Origin of the sequence: Paraliobacillus zengyii (genome assembly GCF_003268595.1) — a bacterium.
Lineage (GTDB): Bacteria > Bacillota > Bacilli > Bacillales > Amphibacillaceae > Paraliobacillus_A > Paraliobacillus_A zengyii.
In genome coordinates this window covers 1,907,231-1,932,127 of record NZ_CP029797.1, presented here as the reverse complement: position 1 = coordinate 1,932,127, position 24,897 = coordinate 1,907,231, and the positions used below count along the sequence as shown (strand labels likewise).

Sequence of the window (24,897 nt, the reverse complement as noted above, 5' to 3'; positions counted from 1 at the left end):
TAAATGGGTTATTAATTAAATAGTTACTGTTCATTTTATTTTTAAATTGCAGAAATGTCAACGATTTCGCATTGGCAATTGATCCTATTGATTGTCATTTCTGAATATATCAATTTGTTCGGCTTCTAATGGTTGGCTAAAGAGAAAACCTTGTACATAGTGACAGTGTTTTTGTTTAACATATTCAAACTGTTCTTCTGTCTCAATTCCCTCTGCAATAACGATCAACTTAAGCTTTGCTGCCATTTCAAATACGGCAGTCAGCACGGCATCGTCTATTTCGTCAATTAGTAAGTTCTGAATAAATGATCGATCAATTTTTAACGTATCTATTGGTAAATGTTTTATTACATTTAATGATGAGTAGCCCGTTCCGAAATCATCAATTGCAATTTTGCAGCCTAACTTTCTTAGTTGCTTAATAAGACGAATTTCTTTATTTTTATTTTTCATAATTGTTGATTCGGTAATTTCTAATGTCAAAAGTTCTGGATTAAAGTTGGTCTCTTCTAATATTTTGCATATCTTCGTAACAATTTCTTGATCTTGTAATTGCACAGGTGATAGATTGACAGATAGGAATAACGGCTTATCTAATTTATCATTCCATTTCTTCATTTGCATACATGCGATACGTAACGCTGACTCTCCAATTTCATGTATTAAACCCGTCTCTTCAGCAATTGGAATGAATTCTGCAGGAGTAATCAATCCAAGTTCTTTGTGTTCCCAGCGTAACAATGCTTCTACGCCAGTCATTTTACCTGAATTAGTATTTATAATTGGTTGATAATGCATAAATAACTCATTGCGCTCGTTTGCTTGATACAGGTCCATTTCTAGTTTTAATTTTTCAGCTACTTCATTTTCCATATCTTCTGTATAAAATCGGAATGTATTTTTACCTTGTTGTTTTGATTGATACATTGCAGTATCTGCATATTTTGTAAGTGCATTAACCCCAGTAGCATCAATTGGGTAGATACTAATCCCGAGACTTGCTGTAATAATAAATCTATGTTCATTAAATTGATAAGGTTTTGTTAGGATAGATAAAATTTCTTTAGCGATATCCGCTGCTTCCTGTTTATCATTAAGTTGCGTTGCTAAAATAGTAAATTCATCACCACCAAAACGGAAAACTTTGTCTGCATCTTTTAGAATGCTCTGTAGACGTTGTCCAACAGTCTTTAATAAAGAATCGCCTGCATCATGGCCGAATGTATCATTAATATACTTAAATCGATCTAGATCTAGAAAGAATAGTGCAATTTTCGTATCGTGTTCTTGCGCATAGCTAATTTCTGAATCTATTGTTTCAATAAATAGTTTTCGGTTTGGAAGTTTCGTTAGTTCATCGTGAAATGCTTGATATTTAATAAGTTCTTCTTGTTTTTTCATCTCCGTTATCTCTGTTGCTACACATAGTAATTGTAACTGTTCGCCTATATTACCGACAATTGGTACTTTACCAATGTGAAACCATCTTTTATCACCATTATGGTCGATAAGATAATCTTCTGTTTCTTTCGCTTCATTAGTCATCATGATTTCACGATTCACTTTTAAATAACGCCAAGCCTCCTCTGCATTTGGATTGAAGTCTTGTTCTTTTTTTCCTATAATATCGTCAGGGGTTAAGCTATATAAAGAAGCGAATTCTTTATTTATTAAAGTAAACTTACCTTCCCAATTCATCGTATAAATAGCACTAGGATTAAAATTAATTATTCGATTCAGAAAATTCTTTTGTTGTTTCAACTCGACAGTCTTTTGTTTTACATCTGTACGATATTTTTCTAACTCGTGTACCATTACATTAAATTTTGCACTAATCGTTCCTATGTCTGAAGTTGGATCAACTTGCTTAATACGATGTGTATAATCACCCTCACTAACTTTCTCTACGGCATGAAATAGGCGATTTATTGGCTGTAAGTTACGGTGCATCATGATTGTAATAGTGAAGAATAGGATAATAGACAAGATAAGGAAAACAGGTATTAAAACCTTATTCAACTCTTGTGAGGCAATGTTAATTTCCTCTTCTGGAATAGCCATTAAGACAGACCAATTTAATCCACTAATTAGCTGTTGGGAAACAAAATAAGATTTATCTTCCTGATTTGCTTGATAATATACTTGTTTAAATCCGGGCGACATATCTGTTAGCATCTGCCGATTAATTTGAAAAGATGAAATCGAAATTTGACTATCAAGTTTATTATGTTCAAATATAGACTTTCCATCTGAATCATAAACTGCTACATAACTATTTTTTGTGAATTCTAGTGTAGAAAATAAAGTTTGAAACATCGGATTTCTAGCTACATCGATAATCAATTTATAATTACGATAAACTTTATCATCTTTAAAGATAGGTACCGTTACCTGCATCAACTTATTCCCGCTAGAATTCGTGAATTTTTTAAACGAAATGTCTTCTTCATCAGAGAATGTATTAGACTGTGTGTTTGTTAAAGAATAATGCTCTGGATAATGTGCTAAGACCGTGCCATCAACATCAACTACTGAACCTCCATCTATCAAGGAGGCAAATGTCGCTATTTCTTTCAAATAACGAACCATCTCTTCTTCTGTGGTACTATTAGCACCACTATCTTTCTGAATGTTTTCACCTATATAGTTTAGCTCCTGTATCATATTAGTTACTTGACTGTTTAACCTTATAGTGGAACCGTTCATCATATTTTTATAATTAGTTTCAGCATAATCATTAAGCAATTTTTGCGATGTAAAAGTCAACAAAACAAAAAGACCAATAATTATAAGACTATTTAAACCTAGAATCTGCCAAAATCTTTTTGATCTCCAAAATGTTAATGTTTTCATTTTTGTACTCCATTTCTTGTCTTGTTAGCTACTCTTACACGATAGTATTACTGTTGGTTAAACTTATATTACGAAAAAAAGACTACTCTAAAGAGTAGTCTTTTTGTACATTTCTTAAGTCTATTATAAACGGTGAATAGTTTTTATTCAACATTTTTCGACATAATAAACAATCATCTTATTTATCCATTATTTTTATTGTTATTAGTTAAATCAAATTCACGTACTACTTCATTTAATTCATTTGCTAGTGACGCTAATTGATTTGAGCTACTCTCCACTTCTTCCATAGCACTATTTGTTTGCTGTGACGAAGCAGCAGTTTCTTCAATACCAGCTGCTGACTCTTCAGATATGGAAGCTACCTCTTCAATAGAATGATTCATTTCATTACTACTTTTAACAAGTGTTGTCATATTCTCTTTTACTGCATTTATACTGGCTGTCACTTCTTTAATCGATTGTTGTAACGTGTTAAAAGTTTCACCTGTCGTTCTGATTTGATCGGTACCTTTTTCAACTTCTTGGTAGCCATTCTGTAAAGAATTCGCAACGCTACTGGATTCTGTTTGAATCGATTGTACGATTGGTGTGATATCCGATACAGATGTTGAGACTTGTTCTGCCAACTTACGCACTTCATCTGCTACGACGGCAAAACCTTTACCATGTTCACCGGCTCTAGCTGCTTCAATTGCAGCATTTAAAGCTAATAAATTTGTTTGTTCTGCAATATCTTGAATAACAGATACTAATTTAGTTATTTGTTGAGATTGACTGTCTAATCCTTGTACTTTTTTAACTGCATCTTGTACAATACGGTCAATAACAGTCATTTGTACAATTGAATTTTGCATCGATTCTGAACCAGACTCTGTTAAATTTAACATGTGTAAGGATGATTCAGAAATACTTGTCCCATTCTTATCTGCTGCATTTACTTTTGACTGAAAAGCTTCCATCATTGTTGCAAGAGAACCAGCATGATTTGCTTGTGATTCTGAACCTGAAGCAAGTTCTTGCATAGTTGAAGCAATTTGTTCTGATCCTGATCGTACCTCAGAAGCAAAATGACTTAACGAATCACTTTGTGAGGTCACCGTACCAGATATAGAACTTACTTTCTCAATAATTGTACGCAAGTTTTCAGCCATTATATCAATTGAAGATGCTAATACACCAATTTCATCTTTACTATCGTAATTGATTTTTTTAACATTTAGATTACCATTTGAGATTTGATCACTTACAGCGACAACTTTACCTAGATTAGTTGTAACTGCTCTGTTTACAAAGAATAGTAAAATCACACTCACTATTATTGAAAAAACTATTGAACTTATTAATATAATCAATGCAGATAACTGACTCTCTCTTGTATTCGTAACTGCTTCACTTCTTTCAGCATTTACAACCACACGGATTTGATCCAATAAATCTAACGTTTCTAACCGTATTTCATTCGTTTGATTCGTATAACTATTTGCCATAGCACGATTTCCTGTTCCCATCGCTTCTACTATATCAGTTAAAAATAAATCATTCATCGCTTGGTCATTAACAACAACTTGATCAAAAAGATTGGCCAATTCTGTCGTATCCATTTGGCTGGAAATATCTGCTTCTAACGTGTTAAATGCTTCTCTTAACGATTCATATTCGTCCACATAAGTTGATTCACCGTTATTCGCATAATTTACAACTTGAATACTTTTTGCTCTAATTAAGGAACCCATTTCAGTAACTTTCACTGCTCGATCACCACGACGATCTAATGCATCAACATTTTCGCTAACATTAAATAATAATTTCGTAACAATTGCGGTAGAAATAACTATTAACAAAAAGGCTACAAAAAACGTAAAACCATACTTTGAACTTATCGACATATTTCTCCATCTTTTCATATGTAAATCCCCCAAGTCTCTTCTTTTTTATATAAACCTTATAAAAGTTGCGATTATAATAATAATAGCCTATAAAGTATCAAACTGACAACTGCAATGTGACAAAATACCTATTATATTTCGCTTACTTTTAAATTTCCTGATAATAAATCTCCCATTGTCATTGCAACTGTATTATATATTTGATATAGTTGAGCTAATATAATAACTTTACTTCAATAAGAAATTGAAGTGAGCATAGAGGTGCAATGATCATAAGTATGTTACAAGAAGCTGATGAGCGGCTATTGACTGTAACAAAAAGGGTGATTTGCCGAAGTGAACAGAAACTCATCGATCTTGTTCATTGGTATTGTATTTAATAAATGCAGTACTGTCATATAGCTAATTGTTTGCTATATGGAGGGCTATCTCACGCATCATAATGAATAAATCATGATGCAGCAACGAGGCCCTTCGTTGCTGTTTTTTTTTTTTTTTATTTACATTATGATGAGATACCCTCTATTCATCCTTGTGAACAAAAGGTTAACCCGAAACAAAATTTTATGAATAGAGGTGGGGACCATGCAATTTGGTCGACTATTAACAGCTTTAGTAACACCGTTTGATCAGAACGGAAATATTGATTATGTAAAAACAGAAAAATTAATTTATCATCTACTTTCAAATGGAACAGATGGTTTAGTTATTACAGGAACAACAGGAGAATCTCCAACCTTATCAAAAGAAGAGAAACTTTCTTTTATACAGTTCGTTGTTAAACATGTTAATAAAAGAGTTCCAGTTATAGCGGGTACTGGATCAAATAACACTCGAGAATCTATTGCTCTAACGAAACAAGCAGAAACAATTGGTGTAGATGGTGTCATGCTTGTAACACCGTATTACAACAAACCATCCCAGGAAGGAATGTATCAACATTTTCTTGCAATAGCAAATGCTACTAACTTACCTGTGATGCTATACAATATACCTGGTCGTAGTGTTGTTGGTCTAACGACAGAAACGGTTATCCGTCTAGCTGAAATTGAAAATATAACTTCTATAAAAGAAGCTAGTGGTGATTTAGAAGCTATGACAACAATAATTAGAGAAACACCTGATTCATTTGTATTGTATAGTGGAGACGATGGTTTAACCTTACCTGTTCTAGCAATTGGTGGATATGGTATTGTATCTGTTTCCTCTCATATAATCGGAAATGAAATGAAAGCTATGATTGAGCATCACATAAATGGTGAAGCTCAACAAGCAGCTTTAATCCATCAAAACATTTTGCCAATTATGAAAACACTTTTTATGGCACCAAATCCGACGGCAGTAAAAGAAGGTCTTGCCATGATCGGTGTTAACGTTGGTTCTGTTCGTTTACCGTTGATTCCTTTAAATCAAGAAGAAAGACAACGTTTGGAACATGCTCTTTACTTTATGAAAAAAGCACATGTTGGTTAACATTAGAAACGCCAAATCCGTTAAAGCAGATTTGGCGTTTTAGCTTATTCTTCTGTCTTCCTGATACTAATTTTACTATCATCTTGTAAAATTTTTGCTTCTTTCATTAGTTTTCCTACGGCTCGTTTAAATGCGGCTTTACTAATATCAAATTTCTGTTTAATTGCTTCAGGATCACTTTTATCGGTAAATGGTAATTCACCACCATTTTCTTTTAAAAGGTTAAGTATCATCTGAGCATCTGTAATTCTTGCTTCTTTTCTTTTAGGGAGTAGTGACACATTTAATGTTCCATCTTCCTTTACAGCGATCACACGTCCCTTCACCCATTCACCTAAACGTGGTTCAACTTTCCGCTCCGTATGATGTATAAAACCACGATAACTCTCTTCCGTTATGATAACCGCTCCCTCTTTATCTGTACGAAATACTCTGCCATATATCGTTTTATTTCGCAAATCTTCTGGAGCGCGGTCCCAATTGTCACCAAAATCAGATTCAGAAACTGGATTGGCTAACAATCTTCCTTTTTTATCATTTGATAATGTAACATATAATTCATCGCCTACTTTTGGCCAAACTGATTGAAAAAGTGGCAAATCATCTTTTGAGACTAGTGTATGTTTCGTGGTACCAATATCAACAAACACACCTAAATTAGGAACCACTTCGGTTACTTCTGCCCAATCAAATACATCTGGACGAACTGAAGGAATTGAAGTTGTACCGATCAAATTGTCCTTCTTATCGTGATATAAAAACACCTCAAGTTTATCTGCCACTTCTAGTGTATGTTCAACTTCATTTGCATGTAATAATACTTCTTCTGATCCATCAGTTAGTACGTAACCTGTTTCAATTTTACGAACAACTTCTAATTCTAAAACTTCTCCTGCTTTTAATAATCCCATTCTTTGCCCTCTTCCTTAAATAAATTACTCCTTCATATTATAACCGATGATGATCTTTGGTAAAATAGATTTAAACAAACAATTAGAAAAAGGTGATAATTAATGAAAATTTATGTAGATGCGGATGCTTGCCCTGTTAAAGATATCATTATAAAAGAGGCAAAAAAACATACTATTGAAGTTTTTTTAGTCAAAAGCTATGCACATTTCTCAACTCAAGATGACCCAATTGGTGTGACTTCTGTATATGTTGATTCAGATAAAGAAGCAGCTGATTATCGTATTATGTCGATGCTTGCTTCAAAAGATATTTTGATTACCCAAGACTATGGACTAGCATCACTAGCCTTAGAAAAACATGCTACTGTTATTCATCATAAGGGTTTCCTTTATTCTTTAGAGAATATAGACTTTTTATTAGAAACACGCTATCAAAGTGCACAAGCTCGAAAAAGTGGATACCGAACAAAAGGACCTAAAGCATTTAGTAATGAAGACAGAGCTAAATTTCACCGTATATTTAAAGAACTTCTTACATAAAACAGAACAACTCGGTCACTTTGATACCGAGTTGTTCTGTTAACCATAAACCATTCTATTCAATTCGCTAGTTGCAAAGACTTAAATTTTAGTTAATGCATCAGTTATTAATTGATCACCGCTAACGAGATCAAAGGATTTATTTTTTAAATTCGTTTTATCTAATGCAGTAATAATTGTAGTTGCTACGTCTTCTCGTGGTATAGATCCAGCTTCTATATTATTATCGCCTACTTTTACTTTACCTGTACCTGCATCGTTTAACAGGCCACCTGGTCTAATAATCGTATAATCTAATTTACTTAACTTCAAGAATTCATCTGCATAATGTTTCGCAACATAATAAGGTTTCATTCCTTCTGCTGCATTAAACATTTCACGATTATTTGCTTGAAATGCACTAATCATTATATATTTTTTGATTCCAGCTTTTTCTGCTGCTTCTACAGTTTTAATTGCACCATCAAGATCAATTGTTAACGTTTTGTCAGGACCAGTTTTTGCTCCAGAACCTGCTGTAAAAACTACTGCATCAGCGCCTTTAATTGCTTCAACTATTGAATCAACACTATCTTCAAGGTTCGCTAATTTGCTCGTTACACCTTGGTTTTCAAAACTTTCTTGTTGTTCTTTTTTGCGAACAATAGCAATTGCTTCATGATTTTTATCTTCTTGTAGTTTTTTTATGGTATGTTGTCCTATTTGTCCGTTTGCTCCTATAACTGCTACTTTCATTTAACTCATCCTTTCTTATTGTTCAAATAAATTCATGCTTAAATAACGTTCTCCTGTATCTGGTGCAATACAGACTACTTTTTTACCTTTTCCGAGACGTTTTGCAACATCAATTGCAGCATAAACTGCAGCTGCACCTGATGGGCCTATAAATATACCTTCCCTTGTGCCCATTTGTTTAAACATGGAAATAGCGTCTTCATCTTCTATTGCCATAATTTCATCGTAAATCGTTGTGTTCAATATGTCAGGAATAAATCCTGGACTAGTCCCAACAAGTTTATGCTTACCGGGTTTCCCACCAGATAAAACAGGCGATCCTTTAGGTTCAACAACAGTAATATGTATATTCGGAAGTAGCGCCTTTAGGCCTTCACCAGTACCAGTAATTGTTCCACCAGTACCAGCTGTTGCAACGAAGGCATCTAAATTCCCACTCATTTGCCGATAGATCTCTGGGGCAGTTGTTGTCCGATGAATGTCTGGATTCGCAGTATTTTCAAACTGTTGTGGCATAAAACTGTTTGGTGTTTTCTCGTGTAATGCTTTTGCCTTTTTAATAGCACCAGGCATTTTCTCATCACTAGGTGTTAACACAACTTTTGCGCCATACGCTTTTAAAATGTTAATGCGTTCTTTGGTCATATTGTCTGGCATTACTAGAATAGCTTTATAGCCTTTAGCTGCAGCTGTCATCGCTAATCCAATTCCAGTGTTGCCACTTGTCGGTTCGATAATTGTTGCTCCAGATTGTATCTTTCCTTCTTGTTCTGCGACTTTAATCATATTATACGCTGCACGATCTTTAACGCTTTTAGAAGGATTGAACATTTCAAGTTTTACATAAACGTCCGCTGCTCCATCAGGTACCACTCGATTTAATTTAACAATTGGTGTATCTCCAATTAATTCCGTCATATTATTTACAACACGCATTTCATTTAACCCCTTTCAAAAAAATCTTCATTTAAATGTATTATTAATCTGACCTATTTACTGCGTTATTATATCAATCCAAACATATTTTAGCCAATAATTGAATTCACAACAGCAGACTCATTTCATAATAATAAGCTCTATAAAGTAGATATAAAATGAACCGTAACTTTATTTTATTAAGGTTACATAAAAAAGAGCAAAAAAAACAACTAGTAACCTTAATAAAATAAGGTTTACTAATTGAATTAGGGATACTGTACATTTAAACAACTAATTGCAGCATTTCATCTATTCGTTTATATTCTTGTATACAGCTATTTTTAAGATCCATCTTTTCGTCAAAGTCAAGAAAGGAAGCATCAATTGCATTCATTGTTAATTGATTTAGTTCTATTATTGAAAAGTTAAAATGTTCCATTAAAATAGCGAATTCTTTTGATAACGTCGTATTAGATACTGTTATATTATCAGTATGCACCGTAACTTTTACACCTCGATCAAAATAATCCCTAATCGGATACGTTTCCCAACTATCAGCAGCTTTCGTCTGTATATTACTGATTGGACACATTTCTAAAGGTATTTGTTGTTTAACAATTTTGTTAAATAATTTTTCGTCATCTTTTAGTCGAACACCATGGCCAATACGACTGGCACCTAGATTTAAAATAGCTTCTTTTATATTTTCAGAACCAGATGCTTCACCAGCATGAATCGTTACAGGTAATTCATAGTGATTAGCTAACTCAAATACTTCTCTAAACAAATAAGTTGGGTATGCAGACTCATCACCAGCTAGATCGACACCAACAAGACCTTTTCCTAAAAAGGTTCCAGCAGACTTTATAACCTCTTTATTCATATCTGTAGGTTGGTGACGCATGCAACATGCTATTGCTCTGGCTTTTACACGATACGTTAGCTCACCTTTTGTTAATCCTTTAATAACAGACTCAATGACTTCCGAAACACTTAATCCGTTAGCACGATGCAATTGAGGTCCAAACCGTACTTCAATATACTTGTAATTTTGTTCTTTAGCACGAGCGACTAATTCATATGCAACACGTTCCAACGCTTCTTTGGTATGAAGAACCTTTGCAACTAGATTAAATTTATTCAAATATTCAGACAAATCCGAACAAGCGTCATTTACTTCAAGATAGGGCTTTAATTCAGTAAGTGTTGTTTTAGGTAATCTTACTTGCTGTTTTTTTGCTAATTCGAGTACAGTCTGTGGGTTTACACTACCATCTAAATGAACATGCAAGTCAACTTTAGGCAACCTTTTTATAACACGCATCGTTTCTTCTGTAATCATTGTACCCTCTCCTTTTATTAATATATTACTCCTATGTTAATAAAAGTGATGCGTGATTACTAGTGTTTTGTTAGTTATCCTCACATGGTTATTTATTATTTATGTTAGATAGTATAAATTATATCGCTAAGAACAAGAAAACAAGCAGCTACCTGCCTGTTTTAAATGTTTTAAACTCAAATTAATAAGTGAAATAAGTCTTGATCTTTATTAATTTCAATATAAGTAAATCCATTCTGTTCCATTCGTTCTATTAATGGATAATAATCGAGCCGATCCTTTAATTCTACTCCTACTAAAACAGGACCTTTATCACGGTTATTTTTTTTGGTATATTCAAAACGTGTAATGTCATCTGTTTCACCAAGAACTTCACTTAAAAATTCTCTTAAAGCACCTGCACGTTGCGGGAAATTAACGATAAAGTAATGTTTATAGCCTTCATAAATCAAGGATCTTTCTTTAATATCTTGCATCCTGTCTATGTCATTATTTCCACCACTTATAATACAAACAACATTCTTCCCTTTGATCTCATCTTTATATTCATCCAAAGCTGCTACTGGCATAGCACCAGCAGGCTCTGCAACAATAGCATTATCATTATACAGATTTAACAGTGTCGTACATACTTTACCCTCTGGTACAATTGAAATATCATCGATTACTTCTTTTGCTATTTCGAATGTCAGATTACCAACTTGTTGTACGCTAGCACCATCAACAAATTTATCAACTTTGTCTAAACGTACCACCTTATTATGCTTTAGCGATGTTTGCATCGATGGCGCACCTGCTGGTTCAACACCAATAATCTTCGTATTAGGACTAATACTCTTCACATAAGAACCTACACCAGAGATTAACCCACCGCCACCAACTGACATAAACATATGCGAAATTGGTTCTTGCATATTATCGAGTATTTCTAATCCTAGTGTGCCCTGTCCTGCAATTGTCCGATAATCATCAAAAGGATGGATAAATGACATGTTATGTTCATCACAATAAGCTTTTGCTTCCTTATATGCATCGTCAAAAGTATCGCCAACTAGGACAGTTTCAACATAAGAGTTACCAAAAAAAGCGACACGTTTAACTTTTTGTCTCGGAGTTGTAGTAGGCATAAATATTTTACCTTTTACACCTAGTGCCTTACATGAATAGGCTACACCTTGCGCATGATTACCCGCGCTTGCACAAACAACACCATTCTTTAACTCATCTTCATTCAAACTTTTCATTAAATTATAGGCGCCTCTAATTTTAAAAGATCGCACCTCTTGTAAATCTTCCCGTTTTAAATAGACATTACATTCGTACTTTTCGGAAAGGATCGCATCCTTTTGTAATGGCGTATTTCGAACAACGTCCTTTAACATTTTCTGTGCAATGAGAATATCTTTAATTTGAATTGCATTAACTTCAGTACTCATAATTAATAGGATCCTTTCTGAAAAATTTTAGGTTTGATATGTCAGAAAAAATGACAAATCAAGTTTAAACTTTCCCCTGAATGCTTGTTTGTTGCACCAGGTAAAAACTAATTAATTTTTTATTTGTTATTCTATATTAGAAAAGACAACTATTTCATTTCTATAGCTGCCTTTCCTTTTTGTTATCCTAATGTTTCTGTTAATTGTGGCACTATTTGTTTCTTACGAGAAACAACACCTTTTAATAAGGCTTGATTATTTTCTAATCTAACATCAAATGCTTTCTCAACACTAGTTGCCATTTTACCTAGTGATAGAATCACAGAATCATTATTAAGTATGTCCGTAATTACAAACACAAATAGATCAAGCTTTTTTGAATTTATTGTATTCGTAATAACTGCTTCTAATTCTTGTTGTTTCACTAAAACCTCAGTTATATCAACTGTATTTACTTGAGCTACTTCTACTTTATAAGAACCCATTTCAAATTCTTTTGCATCTAGTGTGATTAACTCTGCAGTTGATTTTTGACTTAAATCTGCTCCAGCTTTAAGCATTTCTAGTCCATATGTATCAAGGTTTATATCTGCTATGTCTGCAAGTTCTCGTGCAGCTTCGATATCTTCATTCGTGCATGTTGGTGATTTAAACAATAAAGAGTCCGATATAATTGCTGACACCATTAATCCTGCTATTTCTTTAGGGATTTCGACATGCTTTTCTTTATAAATTTTATTCAAAATAGTTGCAGTACAGCCAACTGGCTCAGCACGATAATAAACAGGATCACTTGTCTGAAAGTTTGCAATACGGTGATGATCAATCACTTCTTTTACTTGTACATGCTCAATGTCATCTGCACTTTGTTGACGTTCATTATGATCAACTAATATAACAGAATCAACTTCGTTAGCCACTGTATCAACTTGTCTTGGAGCTTCTACTTTAAAATGATCTAACGCAAATTGTGTTTCGTTATTAATTGCTCCTAAACGGACTGCTTCAACATCTTCACCTAGTTGTTTTTTTAAATAAGCATACGCAATTGCTGCTGTAATTGTGTCAGTATCTGGACTTTTATGTCCAAAAATTAATGATTTCGACATTCTACTACACTCCCTTTATTGTTAAATAATACTGCGTTACATAAATCCATAATCTATTGTAACGCAAAACAAACAATCTTTCACGTAAAATCATTTAATTTGTCCATCACCATATAAAGTATATTTTGTTGATGTTAATGCTTTTAATCCCATTGGTCCACGAGCATGTAATTTTTGGGTGCTAATTCCAATCTCAGCACCAAAACCAAATTCAAAACCGTCGGTAAAGCGCGTCGAAGCATTATGGTAAACACATGCAGCGTCAATTTGATTCATAAATTTTACAACGTGATTGCTATTTTCAGTAATAATTGATTCTGAATGTTTCGTACTGTACCAATTTATATGTGCAATCGCCTCATCTACACTTGATACGGTTTTTAGCGCAACAATTTTATCTAAAAATTCTGTTTCCCAATCCTCTTCAGTTGCTAATGGTAATTCAAAATGTGTCCATATTACTTTAGCATCAGCCCGTATTTCGACATCATGATCACGAAGTGCATTAATTAATAAATCGCCATGCTCTTTAAACCAATTCTCATGAACAAGTATAGTTTCAATAGCATTACAAACAGAGGGGCGTTGTGTCTTTGCATTAATTGCTATTTGCACACTCATTTCCGGATTAGCAGTTTCGTCAATAAATAGATGACAATTACCAGCACCTGTTTCGAGTACTGGTACAGAAGATTTATTTACAACTGTATCAATTAAATTTTTACTACCTCTTGGGATTAAAACGTCCAAATAATCATTTAAACGAAACATTTTTTCAGCTGTCTCACGACTTGTATCTTCGATTAATTGTACAGCATGTACGGGTAGATCGGATTTTGCTAGTGCAGTTTGAATAACGGAAACAATTGCTTTATTTGAATGAATAGCTGAGGAGCTTCCTCTTAATAAGACAGCATTACCTGTTTTCAAACACAGACTTGCTGCGTCAACTGTAACATTTGGTCTAGCTTCATAAATTATTCCAATCACCCCAATCGGAACGGAAACTTTCTTAATCATAAGACCATTAGGACGTTTCCAATCTTCTAAAGTAACGCCAATTGGATCTTCTAGTATAACTAATTGCTCTAATGCATGAGACATTTCCTCAATTCGAATCTTGTCTAATCGTAAACGGTCGATAATTGATTCTGTTACGCCATTTTTCTGTGAGGATGCAATATCTCTTTTATTTTCAGTAATGATGAACTCCTGTTGTTCAATAAGTTCTTTTGCTATCAACTGTAATGCAGTATTTTTTTCTTCTGTTGTTGCATTTGATAATGATAGGCACGTCTCTTTTGCTTGTTTTGCAACTTCGATTAAATCGAACATTTTTATACCCCCTGTAAAGTTAGTACTAGTTTATTTCGATGAATCACTTCTGGTCGCTTTCTATTCGTTATTTTCATCGCTTCTATACTTCCTAAACCTTTTACTTTAAAAAGCTCATCTGAAGAATAGCTAACCTGTCCTTTTGCTACCACATTATTTTGATAAATTAATTCAACCACTTCTCCTGCTTCAAAGGTATTAATGACTTCTTTAATACCAACTGGTAAAAGGCTTTTTCCTTTTAATATAATTGCCTGTTGTGCACCTTTATCAATTTCTATTTGTCCTGATATATTCGAATGAAATGCAATCCATTGTTTTTGTTTGCGAATATGATATGTTTGGTGATTCCCGATATAGGTACCATCACCATTGCCATCAATGATATTCAAAAATTTTTCTTCACCTTCACCAAGACCAACAAATGCATCGACACCTAAAGAAAGTGACGTCTGTGCTGCTAATAGTTTTGATTTCATTCCGCCTGTTCCCACTTTAGAACTAGATGTTTCACTCGTTTGCTTGATCAAATCATCTGAAATCGAATCAAGATAATGATATTTTTTAGCCAATGGATCTTGATTTGGGTTTGCGTCGTAAATCCCATTAATATCAGTAAGAAGAATTAAATAATCTGCATTTACTAAACCGCTAACTAGTGCAGATAACATGTCATTATCACCGAAAGTCAATTCATCAATTGCAACAGAGTCATTTTCATTTATTATTGGAATAACTGATCTCTTTAATAATTCTGTAATTGTTTGATATACATTGCTGAATTGCTCCTGATTAACAAATACATCTCTCGTTAATAATAATTGAGCACAAACCATGTCATACTTTTTAAATGCATCATTATACGCTTCAATTAATAGCCCTTGACCGACTGCAGCAGCTGCCTGTTTACCTGAAACAGTTACAGGTTTACTAGAATAGCCTAAGTTTCCAAAACCAGCTGAAACAGCACCTGAGGAAATAAGTACCACTTCCATTCCTGCCTGAACTAATCGAGCGATGGCATCTGCGTGACCTTTTAGTTTAAACAGGCTTAATCGCCCGTCTTTTTCTGTTAATGAACTACTCCCTATCTTCACAACCACTCGTTTATTTGCCATTATTAGTCGCCTTCTCTGTATAAAAATAAAAAAACTCTTTCCATCCATTACATTTTTATTGTAAAGGACGGAAAAAGTTTTTCCGCGGTACCACCTTATATTGACAAGTTTTATACTTGCCCATCTCATCCTATAACGCTAGGAGGCGGTTAAGGTATTTGCTTAACAACTCCAAGGTAGGTTCAAAAGTATCGATTATGCAGGGACCTTTCAGCCGATGAATCCCCTTCTCTTATCATATGATAACAATTTACTAATCCTCTTCTTCGTCTTCCGAATTATCTAATTACATCATATTATGCTGTAGTAAAATAAAAATGTCAACTACTTTTGTCAGAAAAATCAGTTGATTTTTAGAATGCCTCAGCTATTAGCTGAAATGACTTTAAACGAGTCGCGTAACTTTTTGTGTTTGTAATGATCATTAATTCATCCGCTTGGTAGTTATTTTGAATCATTTCTAATTGATTTTTCACTTGTTTGGGTGTACCATAAACAATTTTTTCTTTTGCTTGGTGCACTAATTCTTGTTCTGTAGGACTTAACTGTTTAAATCTTTCCTCAAATTGATCAAGTGACCTATTCTCAATTTTTTTATTTAATGTGCTCTCAATTTGGTTTAGACTATGAGAAAAAGCTTCTTGTGAAGCCTCTTCTTCAGTTTCTAAACAAATAGCTTGAACTGTCACTAATGTATAAGCATGTTCAGCTTGCTTATTTTCAGAAAAATTCGTTTTGTATTTATTTGTTATTTCTGGACCCTTATTTTCACTCATGAATTCACCAAAAGCATACTTGATTCCTAAATCGCCGGCCAATTTCGCACTCTTATCGCTTGTTCCTAGCAACCAAATTTCAGGTTGTACTTCTGGCAATGGCATAGGAATTACTGAATGATAGATGTGGTCGTTAGGAAAATCTTGCTTTATAAAATGGAGTAATTCCCTTATCTTATCTGGTGTTTGTTTTACATTTTCCAAATAATTACCTGATAATGCAATAGATGCTTGAGCAGATCCTCCCGGCGCGCGTCCAATTCCTAAATCAATTCGATCTGGAAACAACGTAGCTAAAGTATGAAATGTTTCTGCGACTTTTAAAGGTTTATAATGCGGCAGCAATATTGCACCAGCACCTAATCGTATTTTCTTGGTATTACTACCAATATAACTTAATACAACTTCTGGAGCAGAACTGGCAAGCGTGTTAATGCCATGATGTTCTGTTAACCAAAATCGATGATAGCCATACGCCTCTGCAACTTGAGCTAATTTCACTGACTCAACAAGCGCCTCTGATGATGTTACCTGTTCAAGAAGTGGTGACTGATCTAATATACTTAATCTCATCTAATCGGATCTCCTTCTATTAAGAAAAAAACACCCAAGTGGGTGCTTTTACTCGTTTAATTTACTAATCCAATTAAATGGATCTTCTTCTCTTCCGTATTGAATACCTGTTAATGTATCGTATAAGCGTTTGGAAACATCACCCGTCACGCCATTATTTATCTTTAGACTTTCCCCTTGCCAAGCTAATTCACCAATTGGTGAAATAACTGCTGCGGTACCTGCTCCAAAAGCTTCTTCTAAAGTTCCAGCTTGATAAGCTTGATAGATTTGGTCCATTGAAATTTTACGTTCAGATACGGGAATATTCCAATGCTTTAATAACTCCAGAACAGAATTTCTTGTTACACCTTCTAATATACTACCATTTAAGGCTGGTGTAACAACTTCTCCGGCAATTTTAAAAAACACATTCATACTACCAACTTCTTCAATGTAGTTCTTTTCTAGACCATCTAACCAAAGCACTTGTGCATAGCCTTTACTAGCAACAATTTCCTGTGCCTTTAAGCTAGACGCATAATTACCTGCTGTCTTTGCCTCACCTGTTCCACCTTTTACAGCACGAACAAATTCACTTTCTACTGCGATTTTGATTGGATTAATACCTTCTTTATAATAAGCGCCTACTGGTGATAAAATAATCATTAGTTTATATGTTTTTGATGGTGCAACACCTAGGTAAGGTTCTGTTGAAATAACGAAAGGACGAATATATAACGAAGTACCTGGTGCGTTTGGAACCCAGTCTTTTTCAAGACTTACTAATTGTTTAATCGCTTCAAGTGTTAATTCTTTGTCAATTGCTGGAATGCACATACGTTCATTTGATCGATTTAATCTTTCCATATTCTTCTCTGGTCTAAATAAGTTAACCTCGCCTTTATCTGTTAAATAAGCTTTAAGTCCTTCAAATACAGTTTGACCATAATGAAATACCATAGATGCTGGATCTAACGAAACTGGTTGGTATGGCACAATTCTTGGATCATACCAACCTTTGCCTTCTTGATAATCTACAATAAACATATAATCCGTAAATACGCGGCCAAATTCTAATTGATCAGATACGGGCTTCTCTTTATGTATTGTTGTTTTAGTAATAGATATCGATTGTTGTGTCATATTTCTAGTCCCCCTGCAATATATTCTAAATCTAATAGTATAAACTCTATTTTATTACTAAATGATCAATTTAGACAACCTATTTGTATTAAAAATATTCAAACTATTTTCTAAACTTTAAAAATAAGCTCATCTGATGCTTAATATGATATGATCATACTAAGCATTTTTTACAGTTCAATTAGTGAAGAGGTGAATTAATGCGTGAAATAATTACGTGGTTAGCCGAAATAGTAAATACAGGCCACGATATTTTAATTGTACTTTTTCGAGAATTAGGCTTTTCTTTAACGGATAAACAGTTACATTTTTGGATTATAGGATTTATTGGAATTTTCGCTTACTTTTTTGTTTATTTCTTTTTTAAACTTCTAGCTGCATTTAAATGGAGTACGTCTATATTTTCATTTGTTTATACATTTACGCTAATGATTGTGCTTGTTTTTGCTATAGAAATACAACAAGCTATCACTAATAGAGGTAATATGGAGTTTGCAGATGCTGTAATAGGTCTATGGGGATTTCTGGTTTTCTTTTTTGTCTATGCGTCTCTTGCAATCATTGCTTATCTCATAACAAAATGGTATAAAAAGAGAAAACATTAAAAAAAGCTCACTGTGAAGGCCTTTATAAGGGTTCACAGTGATCTTTTTTAATTTTATACAGCCAATACAGTTGGTAAGCTTGTCGCCCCCATTAAATAGTTGTCTACTGCATAAGCAACTTCACGACCTTCATTAATTGCCCACACAATCAAACTCGGCCCTCTTCTAGAATCTCCAGCAGCAAATACACCTTCGATATTTGTATCGAATTCACCATAAGTAGCATCAATCTTGTTTCTATTTGTTTCAATGCCAAATTGTTTTAATAATGGTTGTTCTGGACCTTCAAAACCGATTGCGATAACAACTAATTCCGCAGGCCAAACTTTTTCAGTACCAGGTGTTTCCTGGTAAACGAACATACCATTCTCATCTCTTGTTTTAATCATTTCTACTGTGTGTAATTCTTTCAATTGACCATTTTCATCTGTAACAGCTTTCTTAGTTAAAACAGAGTACTCACGAATATCTTCGCCAAATGCTTCTTTTGCTTCTTTATGCGCATATTCTAAACTGAATACCTGTGGATATTCTGGCCACATATTATCTGATGTACGTTTTAATGGTAGAGCTGGGTTAATGCCAAATTGTGCAATTGATTTTGCACCTTGACGTAGTGCTGTTGCTACACAATCAGCACCCGTATCACCGCCCCCAATAACAATAACATCTTTATCTGCTGCATTTAAAGTAGCTGGGACTACTGTTTTATCATCCAATACCTTTTTAGTAGCAGTAGTTAAATAATCCATTGCTAAATGAATACCGCTTGATTCACGACCTTCAACAATTAGGTCACGCGGTTTTTGTGCACCTGTACATACAATAACGGAATCATATTGTTCTTTTAATTCATCGGCAGTTATATCTTTACCGACTTCTGTATTTAGAACAATCTCTACCCCTTCTTGTTCTAGTAATTTAATTCTTCGTGTTACAACGTCTTTTTCTAGCTTCATATTTGGAATACCATACATTAATAATCCACCGGCACGATCAGCACGTTCATACATTGTTACAGAATGACCAGCTTGATTTAATTGATCTGCTGCTGCCATTCCCGCAGGTCCTGAACCAATAATTGCAACTGTTTTACCTGTACGTTCTTCTGGTATTCGAGGCTTAATCCAACCCTTTTCAAACCCTTTGTCAATAATAGCTTGCTCGATATTTTTGATTGCAATTGCAGGCTCTGAAATTGCAACTGTACAAGACCCCTCACATGGGGCTGGACAAACGCGCCCAGTGAATTCAGGAAAGTTATTTGTTTTTAATAAGCGATCTAATGCATCTTTCCATTTGCCTTTATAAACTAAATCATTCCATTCAGGTATTAAATTATAAACCGGACAACCGGATGTAGCATTACCAACTTCCATACCGATATGACAGAAAGGTGTACCACAATCCATACATCTTTCCCCTTGTCTTTCAGCGACCTCATCAGTGAAAGGAGCAGAATATTCTTTCCAATCCTTTACACGTTCTACAGGATCACGATCAACTGCTTCTTCCCGTTCTATTTCCATAAAACCTGTTGCTTTACCCATATTCATATCTCCTTTCTACTGAACGATCATTTTTTTGCGTTCGTCATTTAAGACAATACGGTTTTCCTTTTTAGCTAGAAATGCACTCATCTTAGCATCGTCATCTGATTCGCCTGATTCTACATAAGATTGGATAGTTTGTAGCATTAATTTATAGTCTTTTGGAATTACTTTGACAAACTTCTGTACACTATTTTCCCAATCATCTAATACTTCTTTTGCTCGACTGCTGTTAGTATAAAGATATTGGTCATTAATAATTGTTTTTAGGTTATCAATCTCTTCTTCTGATTGAAGTGTTTCAAATTCTATTAATTCCATATTACTTAATTGTTCGAATTTCTCTTTATCATCAGCTAATACATACGCAATACCACCAGACATACCTGCGCCGAAGTTCTTACCTACTTCACCGAGAATAACAACTTTACCACCTGTCATATATTCACAACCATGGTCCCCGATACCTTCAACTACAATTGTTGCTCCACTATTACGAACAGCAAAACGTTCACCAGCATAGCCATTAATATATGCTTCGCCACTTGTTGCACCATAGAAACAAACATTACCAGCAATTACATTTTGGCTTGCTGTAATACTAGATTCTTTTGGTACACGTACTGTAAGCTTTCCACCAGATAAACCTTTACCAACATAGTCATTTGCATCACCTGTTAAATTAAGTGTCATACCTCTTGGCACAAATGCACCAAAGCTTTGACCAGCAGAACCGGTAAAGTTAATCGTTATCGTGTCGTCAGGCAAACCTTCTTCTCCATACATTTTAGAAATCTCACTACCGACTATTGTTCCAGCTACTCGATTAATATTTCTAATAGGGAAAGAAACATTTACTTTCTTGCCTGTATCTATAGCAGTTTGAACAACTGGTAGTATATTCGTAATATCTAATGATTTATCAATTTTATGGTCTTGTTTTGTTTTATTATAACGTGCACTACCAGTATTTTTCGGTTGATAAAGCAATCTAGATAAATCTAAATATTTTGCTTTCCAATGTGTTTTTGCACGCTCACTAATCTCTAGGACATCAGTACGGCCAATCATTTCATTGACAGTTTTAAACCCAAGTGTTGCCATGATTTCACGCACTTCTTCAGCAATGAATCGCATGAAGTTTACTACATGATCTGGGTCACCAGTGAACTTTTTACGTAATTCTGGGTTCTGTGTCGCAACACCAACTGGGCAAGTGTCCATATGACAAACACGCATCATAACACAACCTAATACAACTAAAGGTGCTGTTGCAAAGCCATATTCTTCTGCACCAAGTAACGCTGCCATTACTACATCTTTACCAGTTAATAATTTTCCATCTGTTTCTAGAACAATACGTTCACGTAAGCCATTTAAAATCAATGTTTGATGTGCTTCTGATAATCCAATCTCCCAAGGTAATCCAGCATGCTTAATACTTGTTTTAGGAGACGCACCAGTGCCACCATCATAGCCAACTACTGATATAACATCTGCGCTTCCTTTTGCTACACCAGCAGCAATTGTACCGACACCAGCACGAGATACAAGTTTAACACTAATACGAGCATCACGATTTCCATTTTTTAAATCATGAATTAGTTGTGCTAAATCTTCAATCGAATAAATATCATGATGTGGTGGAGGTGATATTAAATCAACACCTGGGGTAGAACCACGTACATTTGCAACCCATGGGTAAACTTTCTTACCAGGTAATTGCCCGCCTTCTCCAGGTTTTGCACCTTGTGCCATTTTGATTTGTAATTCATCAGCATTCACCATATAGTGACTTTTTGCGCCAAAACGACCTGAAGCAATTTGCTTTATTGCACTTCGACGGAAGTCTCCGTTTTCATCAACAATATAACGGTTTGCATCCTCGCCACCTTCACCACTATTGCTCTTACCACCTAAACGGTTCATTGCAATAGCTAAAGACTCATGTGCTTCTTGACTAATCGAACCAAATGACATGGCACCAGTTTTAAAGCGTTTCACAATAGAGTCGACTGACTCAACTTCATCGATAGAAATTGAATTTTCGGTTTTAAACGTAAGCAGATTACGCAAGAAACCTAAACGCTCCTCGTCAGCTGCTTTAGAGAATTCCTTAAACAATTGATAATCTCCACGTCTTGTTGCCCATTGAAGTTTATGAATCGTTGTCGGGTTATACGCGTGATGTTCACCTGTTTGTCTCCACTGAAAATCACTACCTGGCTCTAATGTATCATCAACTGCTTTACCATACCCATTTTGATGACGGATTTTTGCTTCTTCAGCAATTGTATCTAAACCAATTCCATCAATTTGTGATGCAGTTCCAGTAAAATGTTGATCAATGACTTTATTACTAATACCTAACGCTTCAAAAATCTGAGCTCCACGATAACTTTGGACAGTAGATATCCCCATTTTAGACATAACTTTAATAACGCCTTCAGTTACGTTATTAATATAACCGCCGACTGCATCCTCGTACGTAACAGCTAGATTATCATTAGCAATTTCATTTCGGTACGTTTCATAAGCTAAATATGGTGTTATCGCATCAACACCAAAACCAATTAATGCTGCAAAATGATGTACTTCTCTAGTTTCTCCAGACTCAACTAGTAAACTCGTTTTTGTTCTACTACCTTGTCTAACTAGATGCTGATGTAAGCCACTTGCTGCTAGTAAAATAGGTATTGCAATATTTTTTTCATCCATATTTCGGTCTGATAGAATCAATATATTTACGCCATCTTTAATAGCCTGGTCTGCTTTTGCAAAAACTGCCTCTAATCCAGTTTGCAAATCATCTGTAAATAATGAGTCAATCACCTTACTCTTAAAATCTGGATACACATTATTTTTAAATTGCGTTAGCTGACTATTCGACAATACAGGTGTTTCCAATTGAATACGATGGCTATTTGCTTCAGTTGGCTCTAGTATGTTTCCTTCAGGCCCTAATAACGTCATCGTTGAAGTTACAATTTGCTCCCGATATGCATCAATTGGCGGATTCGTTACCTGCGCAAATAACTGTTTAAAGTAATTAAATAGTGATTGTGCACGATTAGATAGAACTGCAAGTGGTGTATCCGTACCCATTGCACCAATCGGATCTTTTCCTTCTGTAATTATCGGTAATAGATACTTTTCAATATCTTCTGTTGTATAACCAAAAGCTTTCTGGCGTATAGTTAACTGATCAATTGGTTTATCGTCTTTCTCAACCAATTCACCACTTAATGTAACAAGATTATCATCTAACCATTTTTGATATGGCTGTTCGCTTACTATTTCATTTTTAATTTCTTCATCTGCAATAATACGTCCCTCTTCTAAATCAATTAAAAGCATTTTCCCAGGACTTAATCTATCTTTATATAGAACGTTTTCTTCTGGAATGTCAATTACGCCAACCTCTGATGAATAAACAATATAATCATCTTTTGTTACATAGTAACGGGCAGGTCTCAAACCATTACGGTCTAAAATTGCACCAATTTGTTTACCGTTAGTAAATGTGATCGATGTTGGACCATCCCATTGTTCCATTAAACAACTGTGGTACTCATAAAATGCACGCTTATCAGCAGGCATGTGTGGATTCTTTTTCCATGGTTCTGGAATCAGCATCATTGCAGCATGTGCAGGCTTTCGTCCAGCTAACGTAAAAAACTCTAATGCGTTATCTAATACAGAAGAATCACTACCCTCTGCATTCAATATCGGTAATAATTTATCTAAATCATCACCAAATGCTTCCGAAACAAATTGTTGTTCACGTGCTCGCATCCAATTCATATTGCCACGCATTGTGTTGATTTCACCATTGTGAATTAAATAACGGTTTGGATGCGCGCGTTCCCAACTTGGAAACGTATTTGTACTAAAACGTGAGTGTACAAGTGAGAATGCAGAAACAAAATCTTCATCCTGTAACTCTAGATAAAACTGATCTACCTGACTTGGTGTAAGCAGGCCTTTATATACAATCGTTCTATTTGAAAGACTCGCAAAATAAAATCGGTACGCTTGTTCTTTCGCCCAATTTTCCGCTTGTTTGCGAATGATAAATAATTTACGTTCAAAAGCCAAATCATCAGTAATTGTTGAAGCTGCACCTATAAAAACTTGTCTTACAACAGGTGCTGTATCTTGCGCATTTATTCCGATTTTTCTGACATCTGTTGGTGCACTTCTCCAACCCAACAACAGTTGACCCTCTTGTTCAATTAATTCATTAATTTTGGTTTCAATGTGTTGTCTTTCTTGATCATCTTTAGAGAAGAATACCATCCCAACACCATAACGACCTTCTTCAGGTAAAGTGAAATCACAAACCTTTCGAAAATAATTATCTGGTATTTGTACCATTAACCCAGCGCCATCACCTGTGTCAGGATCACTACCTTGTCCACCACGGTGGTCTAACTGGCATAACATTTGTAATCCTTTTTGGACAATCTCATGTGTGCGCATTCCCTTAATGTGCGCATACAACCCAATTCCACATGCGTCATGTTCAAACTCAGGACGATATAAACCTTGCGCTTCAGGCATTTTACTATAACTCAAATCTTTCGCCCCCATTTACGAATTCTTTTAA

The 24,897-nt window shown here is 34.7% G+C and carries 17 protein-coding genes, 1 riboswitch and 1 other annotated feature; of the genes, 3 read left to right on the top strand and 14 right to left on the bottom strand.

The window, feature by feature from the left end; all coding sequences use genetic code 11:
* Nucleotides 1-84: 84 nt before the first annotated feature.
* Both DM447_RS09745 and DM447_RS09740 read right to left on the bottom strand, forming a co-directional pair.
* Nucleotides 85-2,853 carry a bifunctional diguanylate cyclase/phosphodiesterase gene (locus DM447_RS09745; protein ID WP_112181044.1) on the bottom strand — a complete coding sequence of 923 codons (2,769 nt, stop codon included), beginning with the start codon at nt 2,851-2,853 and terminating at the stop codon, nt 85-87.
* Nucleotides 2,854-3,035: 182 nt separating this feature from the next.
* Nucleotides 3,036-4,760, bottom strand: a complete 1,725-nt coding sequence (locus tag DM447_RS09740) for a methyl-accepting chemotaxis protein (protein ID WP_112181043.1) — start codon at nt 4,758-4,760, stop codon at nt 3,036-3,038.
* A gap of 230 nt (nt 4,761-4,990) precedes the next feature.
* A riboswitch (Lysine riboswitch) is annotated at nt 4,991-5,178 on the top strand.
* Between the two features lie 149 nt (nt 5,179-5,327).
* Here DM447_RS09740 and dapA point away from each other — a divergent pair.
* Nucleotides 5,328-6,215, top strand: coding sequence for a 4-hydroxy-tetrahydrodipicolinate synthase (gene dapA / locus DM447_RS09735; RefSeq protein ID WP_112181042.1), 888 nt, complete (start codon nt 5,328-5,330; stop codon nt 6,213-6,215).
* Nucleotides 6,216-6,259: 44 nt separating this feature from the next.
* Here dapA and DM447_RS09730 read toward each other — a convergent pair whose 3' ends face one another.
* Nucleotides 6,260-7,126, bottom strand: a complete 867-nt coding sequence (locus DM447_RS09730; protein ID WP_112181041.1) for a CvfB family protein — start codon at nt 7,124-7,126, stop codon at nt 6,260-6,262.
* Between the two features lie 102 nt (nt 7,127-7,228).
* Between DM447_RS09730 and DM447_RS09725 the strand changes: the two genes are divergently transcribed.
* Nucleotides 7,229-7,666: a YaiI/YqxD family protein gene (locus DM447_RS09725; protein ID WP_112181040.1), complete on the top strand. Its 438-nt coding sequence runs from the start codon at nt 7,229-7,231 to the stop codon at nt 7,664-7,666.
* 81 nt (nt 7,667-7,747) lie between these two features.
* On the opposite strand, the gene DM447_RS09720 is transcribed toward DM447_RS09725, so the two are convergent.
* From DM447_RS09720 to DM447_RS09680, 9 genes are all read right to left on the bottom strand, one after another.
* Entirely contained in the window at nt 7,748-8,401 is a 654-nt protein-coding gene (locus tag DM447_RS09720; protein ID WP_112181039.1) for an SDR family oxidoreductase, read from the bottom strand.
* 15 nt (nt 8,402-8,416) lie between these two features.
* The gene (gene cysK, locus DM447_RS09715; protein ID WP_112181038.1) at nt 8,417-9,337 is read right to left on the bottom strand and encodes a cysteine synthase A; all 921 of its coding nucleotides are present in this window, start codon (nt 9,335-9,337) and stop codon (nt 8,417-8,419) included.
* Nucleotides 9,338-9,602: 265 nt separating this feature from the next.
* Entirely contained in the window at nt 9,603-10,661 is a 1,059-nt protein-coding gene (add, locus tag DM447_RS09710; protein ID WP_112181037.1) for an adenosine deaminase, read from the bottom strand.
* A 176-nt stretch (nt 10,662-10,837) separates the two neighbouring features.
* Nucleotides 10,838-12,097 carry a threonine ammonia-lyase IlvA gene (gene ilvA, locus DM447_RS09705; RefSeq protein WP_112181036.1) on the bottom strand — a complete coding sequence of 420 codons (1,260 nt, stop codon included), beginning with the start codon at nt 12,095-12,097 and terminating at the stop codon, nt 10,838-10,840.
* A gap of 182 nt (nt 12,098-12,279) precedes the next feature.
* Complete coding sequence (locus tag DM447_RS09700) at nt 12,280-13,206, bottom strand: manganese-dependent inorganic pyrophosphatase (protein WP_112181035.1); 927 nt, start codon at nt 13,204-13,206, stop codon at nt 12,280-12,282.
* Nucleotides 13,207-13,296: 90 nt separating this feature from the next.
* Nucleotides 13,297-14,541 carry a glutamate-5-semialdehyde dehydrogenase gene (locus DM447_RS09695; protein ID WP_112181034.1) on the bottom strand — a complete coding sequence of 415 codons (1,245 nt, stop codon included), beginning with the start codon at nt 14,539-14,541 and terminating at the stop codon, nt 13,297-13,299.
* Between the two features lie 2 nt (nt 14,542-14,543).
* Nucleotides 14,544-15,659 carry a glutamate 5-kinase gene (gene proB / locus DM447_RS09690; protein WP_112181033.1) on the bottom strand — a complete coding sequence of 372 codons (1,116 nt, stop codon included), beginning with the start codon at nt 15,657-15,659 and terminating at the stop codon, nt 14,544-14,546.
* A 60-nt stretch (nt 15,660-15,719) separates the two neighbouring features.
* Nucleotides 15,720-15,935: a binding site (T-box leader), on the bottom strand.
* Between the two features lie 77 nt (nt 15,936-16,012).
* Nucleotides 16,013-17,008, bottom strand: coding sequence for an LLM class flavin-dependent oxidoreductase (locus tag DM447_RS09685; protein ID WP_112181032.1), 996 nt, complete (start codon nt 17,006-17,008; stop codon nt 16,013-16,015).
* Between the two features lie 48 nt (nt 17,009-17,056).
* The gene (locus DM447_RS09680) at nt 17,057-18,133 is read right to left on the bottom strand and encodes a branched-chain amino acid aminotransferase (RefSeq protein WP_112181031.1); all 1,077 of its coding nucleotides are present in this window, start codon (nt 18,131-18,133) and stop codon (nt 17,057-17,059) included.
* A gap of 200 nt (nt 18,134-18,333) precedes the next feature.
* On the opposite strand from DM447_RS09680, the gene DM447_RS09675 reads away from it, so the two are divergent.
* Nucleotides 18,334-18,738, top strand: coding sequence for a hypothetical protein (locus tag DM447_RS09675; RefSeq protein ID WP_112181030.1), 405 nt, complete (start codon nt 18,334-18,336; stop codon nt 18,736-18,738).
* Between the two features lie 53 nt (nt 18,739-18,791).
* Here the strand turns inward: DM447_RS09675 and DM447_RS09670 are convergent, their stop codons facing one another.
* Both DM447_RS09670 and gltB read right to left on the bottom strand, forming a co-directional pair.
* Nucleotides 18,792-20,288: a glutamate synthase subunit beta gene (locus DM447_RS09670; protein ID WP_112181029.1), complete on the bottom strand. Its 1,497-nt coding sequence runs from the start codon at nt 20,286-20,288 to the stop codon at nt 18,792-18,794.
* A gap of 15 nt (nt 20,289-20,303) precedes the next feature.
* Entirely contained in the window at nt 20,304-24,866 is a 4,563-nt protein-coding gene (gene gltB, locus DM447_RS09665) for a glutamate synthase large subunit (RefSeq protein ID WP_112181028.1), read from the bottom strand.
* Nucleotides 24,867-24,897: the final 31 nt, after the last annotated feature.

Coding starts and splice junctions, on each gene's coding strand:
- ilvA (WP_112181036.1), bottom strand. CDS start 12,097: ATGAGTACTGAAGTTAATGCAATTCAAATTAAAGATATTCTCATTGCA.
- DM447_RS09725 (WP_112181040.1), top strand. CDS start 7,229: ATGAAAATTTATGTAGATGCGGATGCTTGCCCTGTTAAAGATATCATT.
- DM447_RS09695 (WP_112181034.1), bottom strand. CDS start 14,541: ATGTTCGATTTAATCGAAGTTGCAAAACAAGCAAAAGAGACGTGCCTA.
- DM447_RS09680 (WP_112181031.1), bottom strand. CDS start 18,133: ATGACACAACAATCGATATCTATTACTAAAACAACAATACATAAAGAG.
- DM447_RS09670 (WP_112181029.1), bottom strand. CDS start 20,288: ATGGGTAAAGCAACAGGTTTTATGGAAATAGAACGGGAAGAAGCAGTT.
- DM447_RS09685 (WP_112181032.1), bottom strand. CDS start 17,008: ATGAGATTAAGTATATTAGATCAGTCACCACTTCTTGAACAGGTAACA.
- add (WP_112181037.1), bottom strand. CDS start 10,661: ATGATTACAGAAGAAACGATGCGTGTTATAAAAAGGTTGCCTAAAGTT.
- proB (WP_112181033.1), bottom strand. CDS start 15,659: ATGGCAAATAAACGAGTGGTTGTGAAGATAGGGAGTAGTTCATTAACA.
- DM447_RS09745 (WP_112181044.1), bottom strand. CDS start 2,853: ATGAAAACATTAACATTTTGGAGATCAAAAAGATTTTGGCAGATTCTA.
- DM447_RS09740 (WP_112181043.1), bottom strand. CDS start 4,760: ATGAAAAGATGGAGAAATATGTCGATAAGTTCAAAGTATGGTTTTACG.
- DM447_RS09730 (WP_112181041.1), bottom strand. CDS start 7,126: ATGGGATTATTAAAAGCAGGAGAAGTTTTAGAATTAGAAGTTGTTCGT.
- DM447_RS09675 (WP_112181030.1), top strand. CDS start 18,334: ATGCGTGAAATAATTACGTGGTTAGCCGAAATAGTAAATACAGGCCAC.
- cysK (WP_112181038.1), bottom strand. CDS start 9,337: ATGCGTGTTGTAAATAATATGACGGAATTAATTGGAGATACACCAATT.
- DM447_RS09720 (WP_112181039.1), bottom strand. CDS start 8,401: ATGAAAGTAGCAGTTATAGGAGCAAACGGACAAATAGGACAACATACC.
- DM447_RS09700 (WP_112181035.1), bottom strand. CDS start 13,206: ATGTCGAAATCATTAATTTTTGGACATAAAAGTCCAGATACTGACACA.
- dapA (WP_112181042.1), top strand. CDS start 5,328: ATGCAATTTGGTCGACTATTAACAGCTTTAGTAACACCGTTTGATCAG.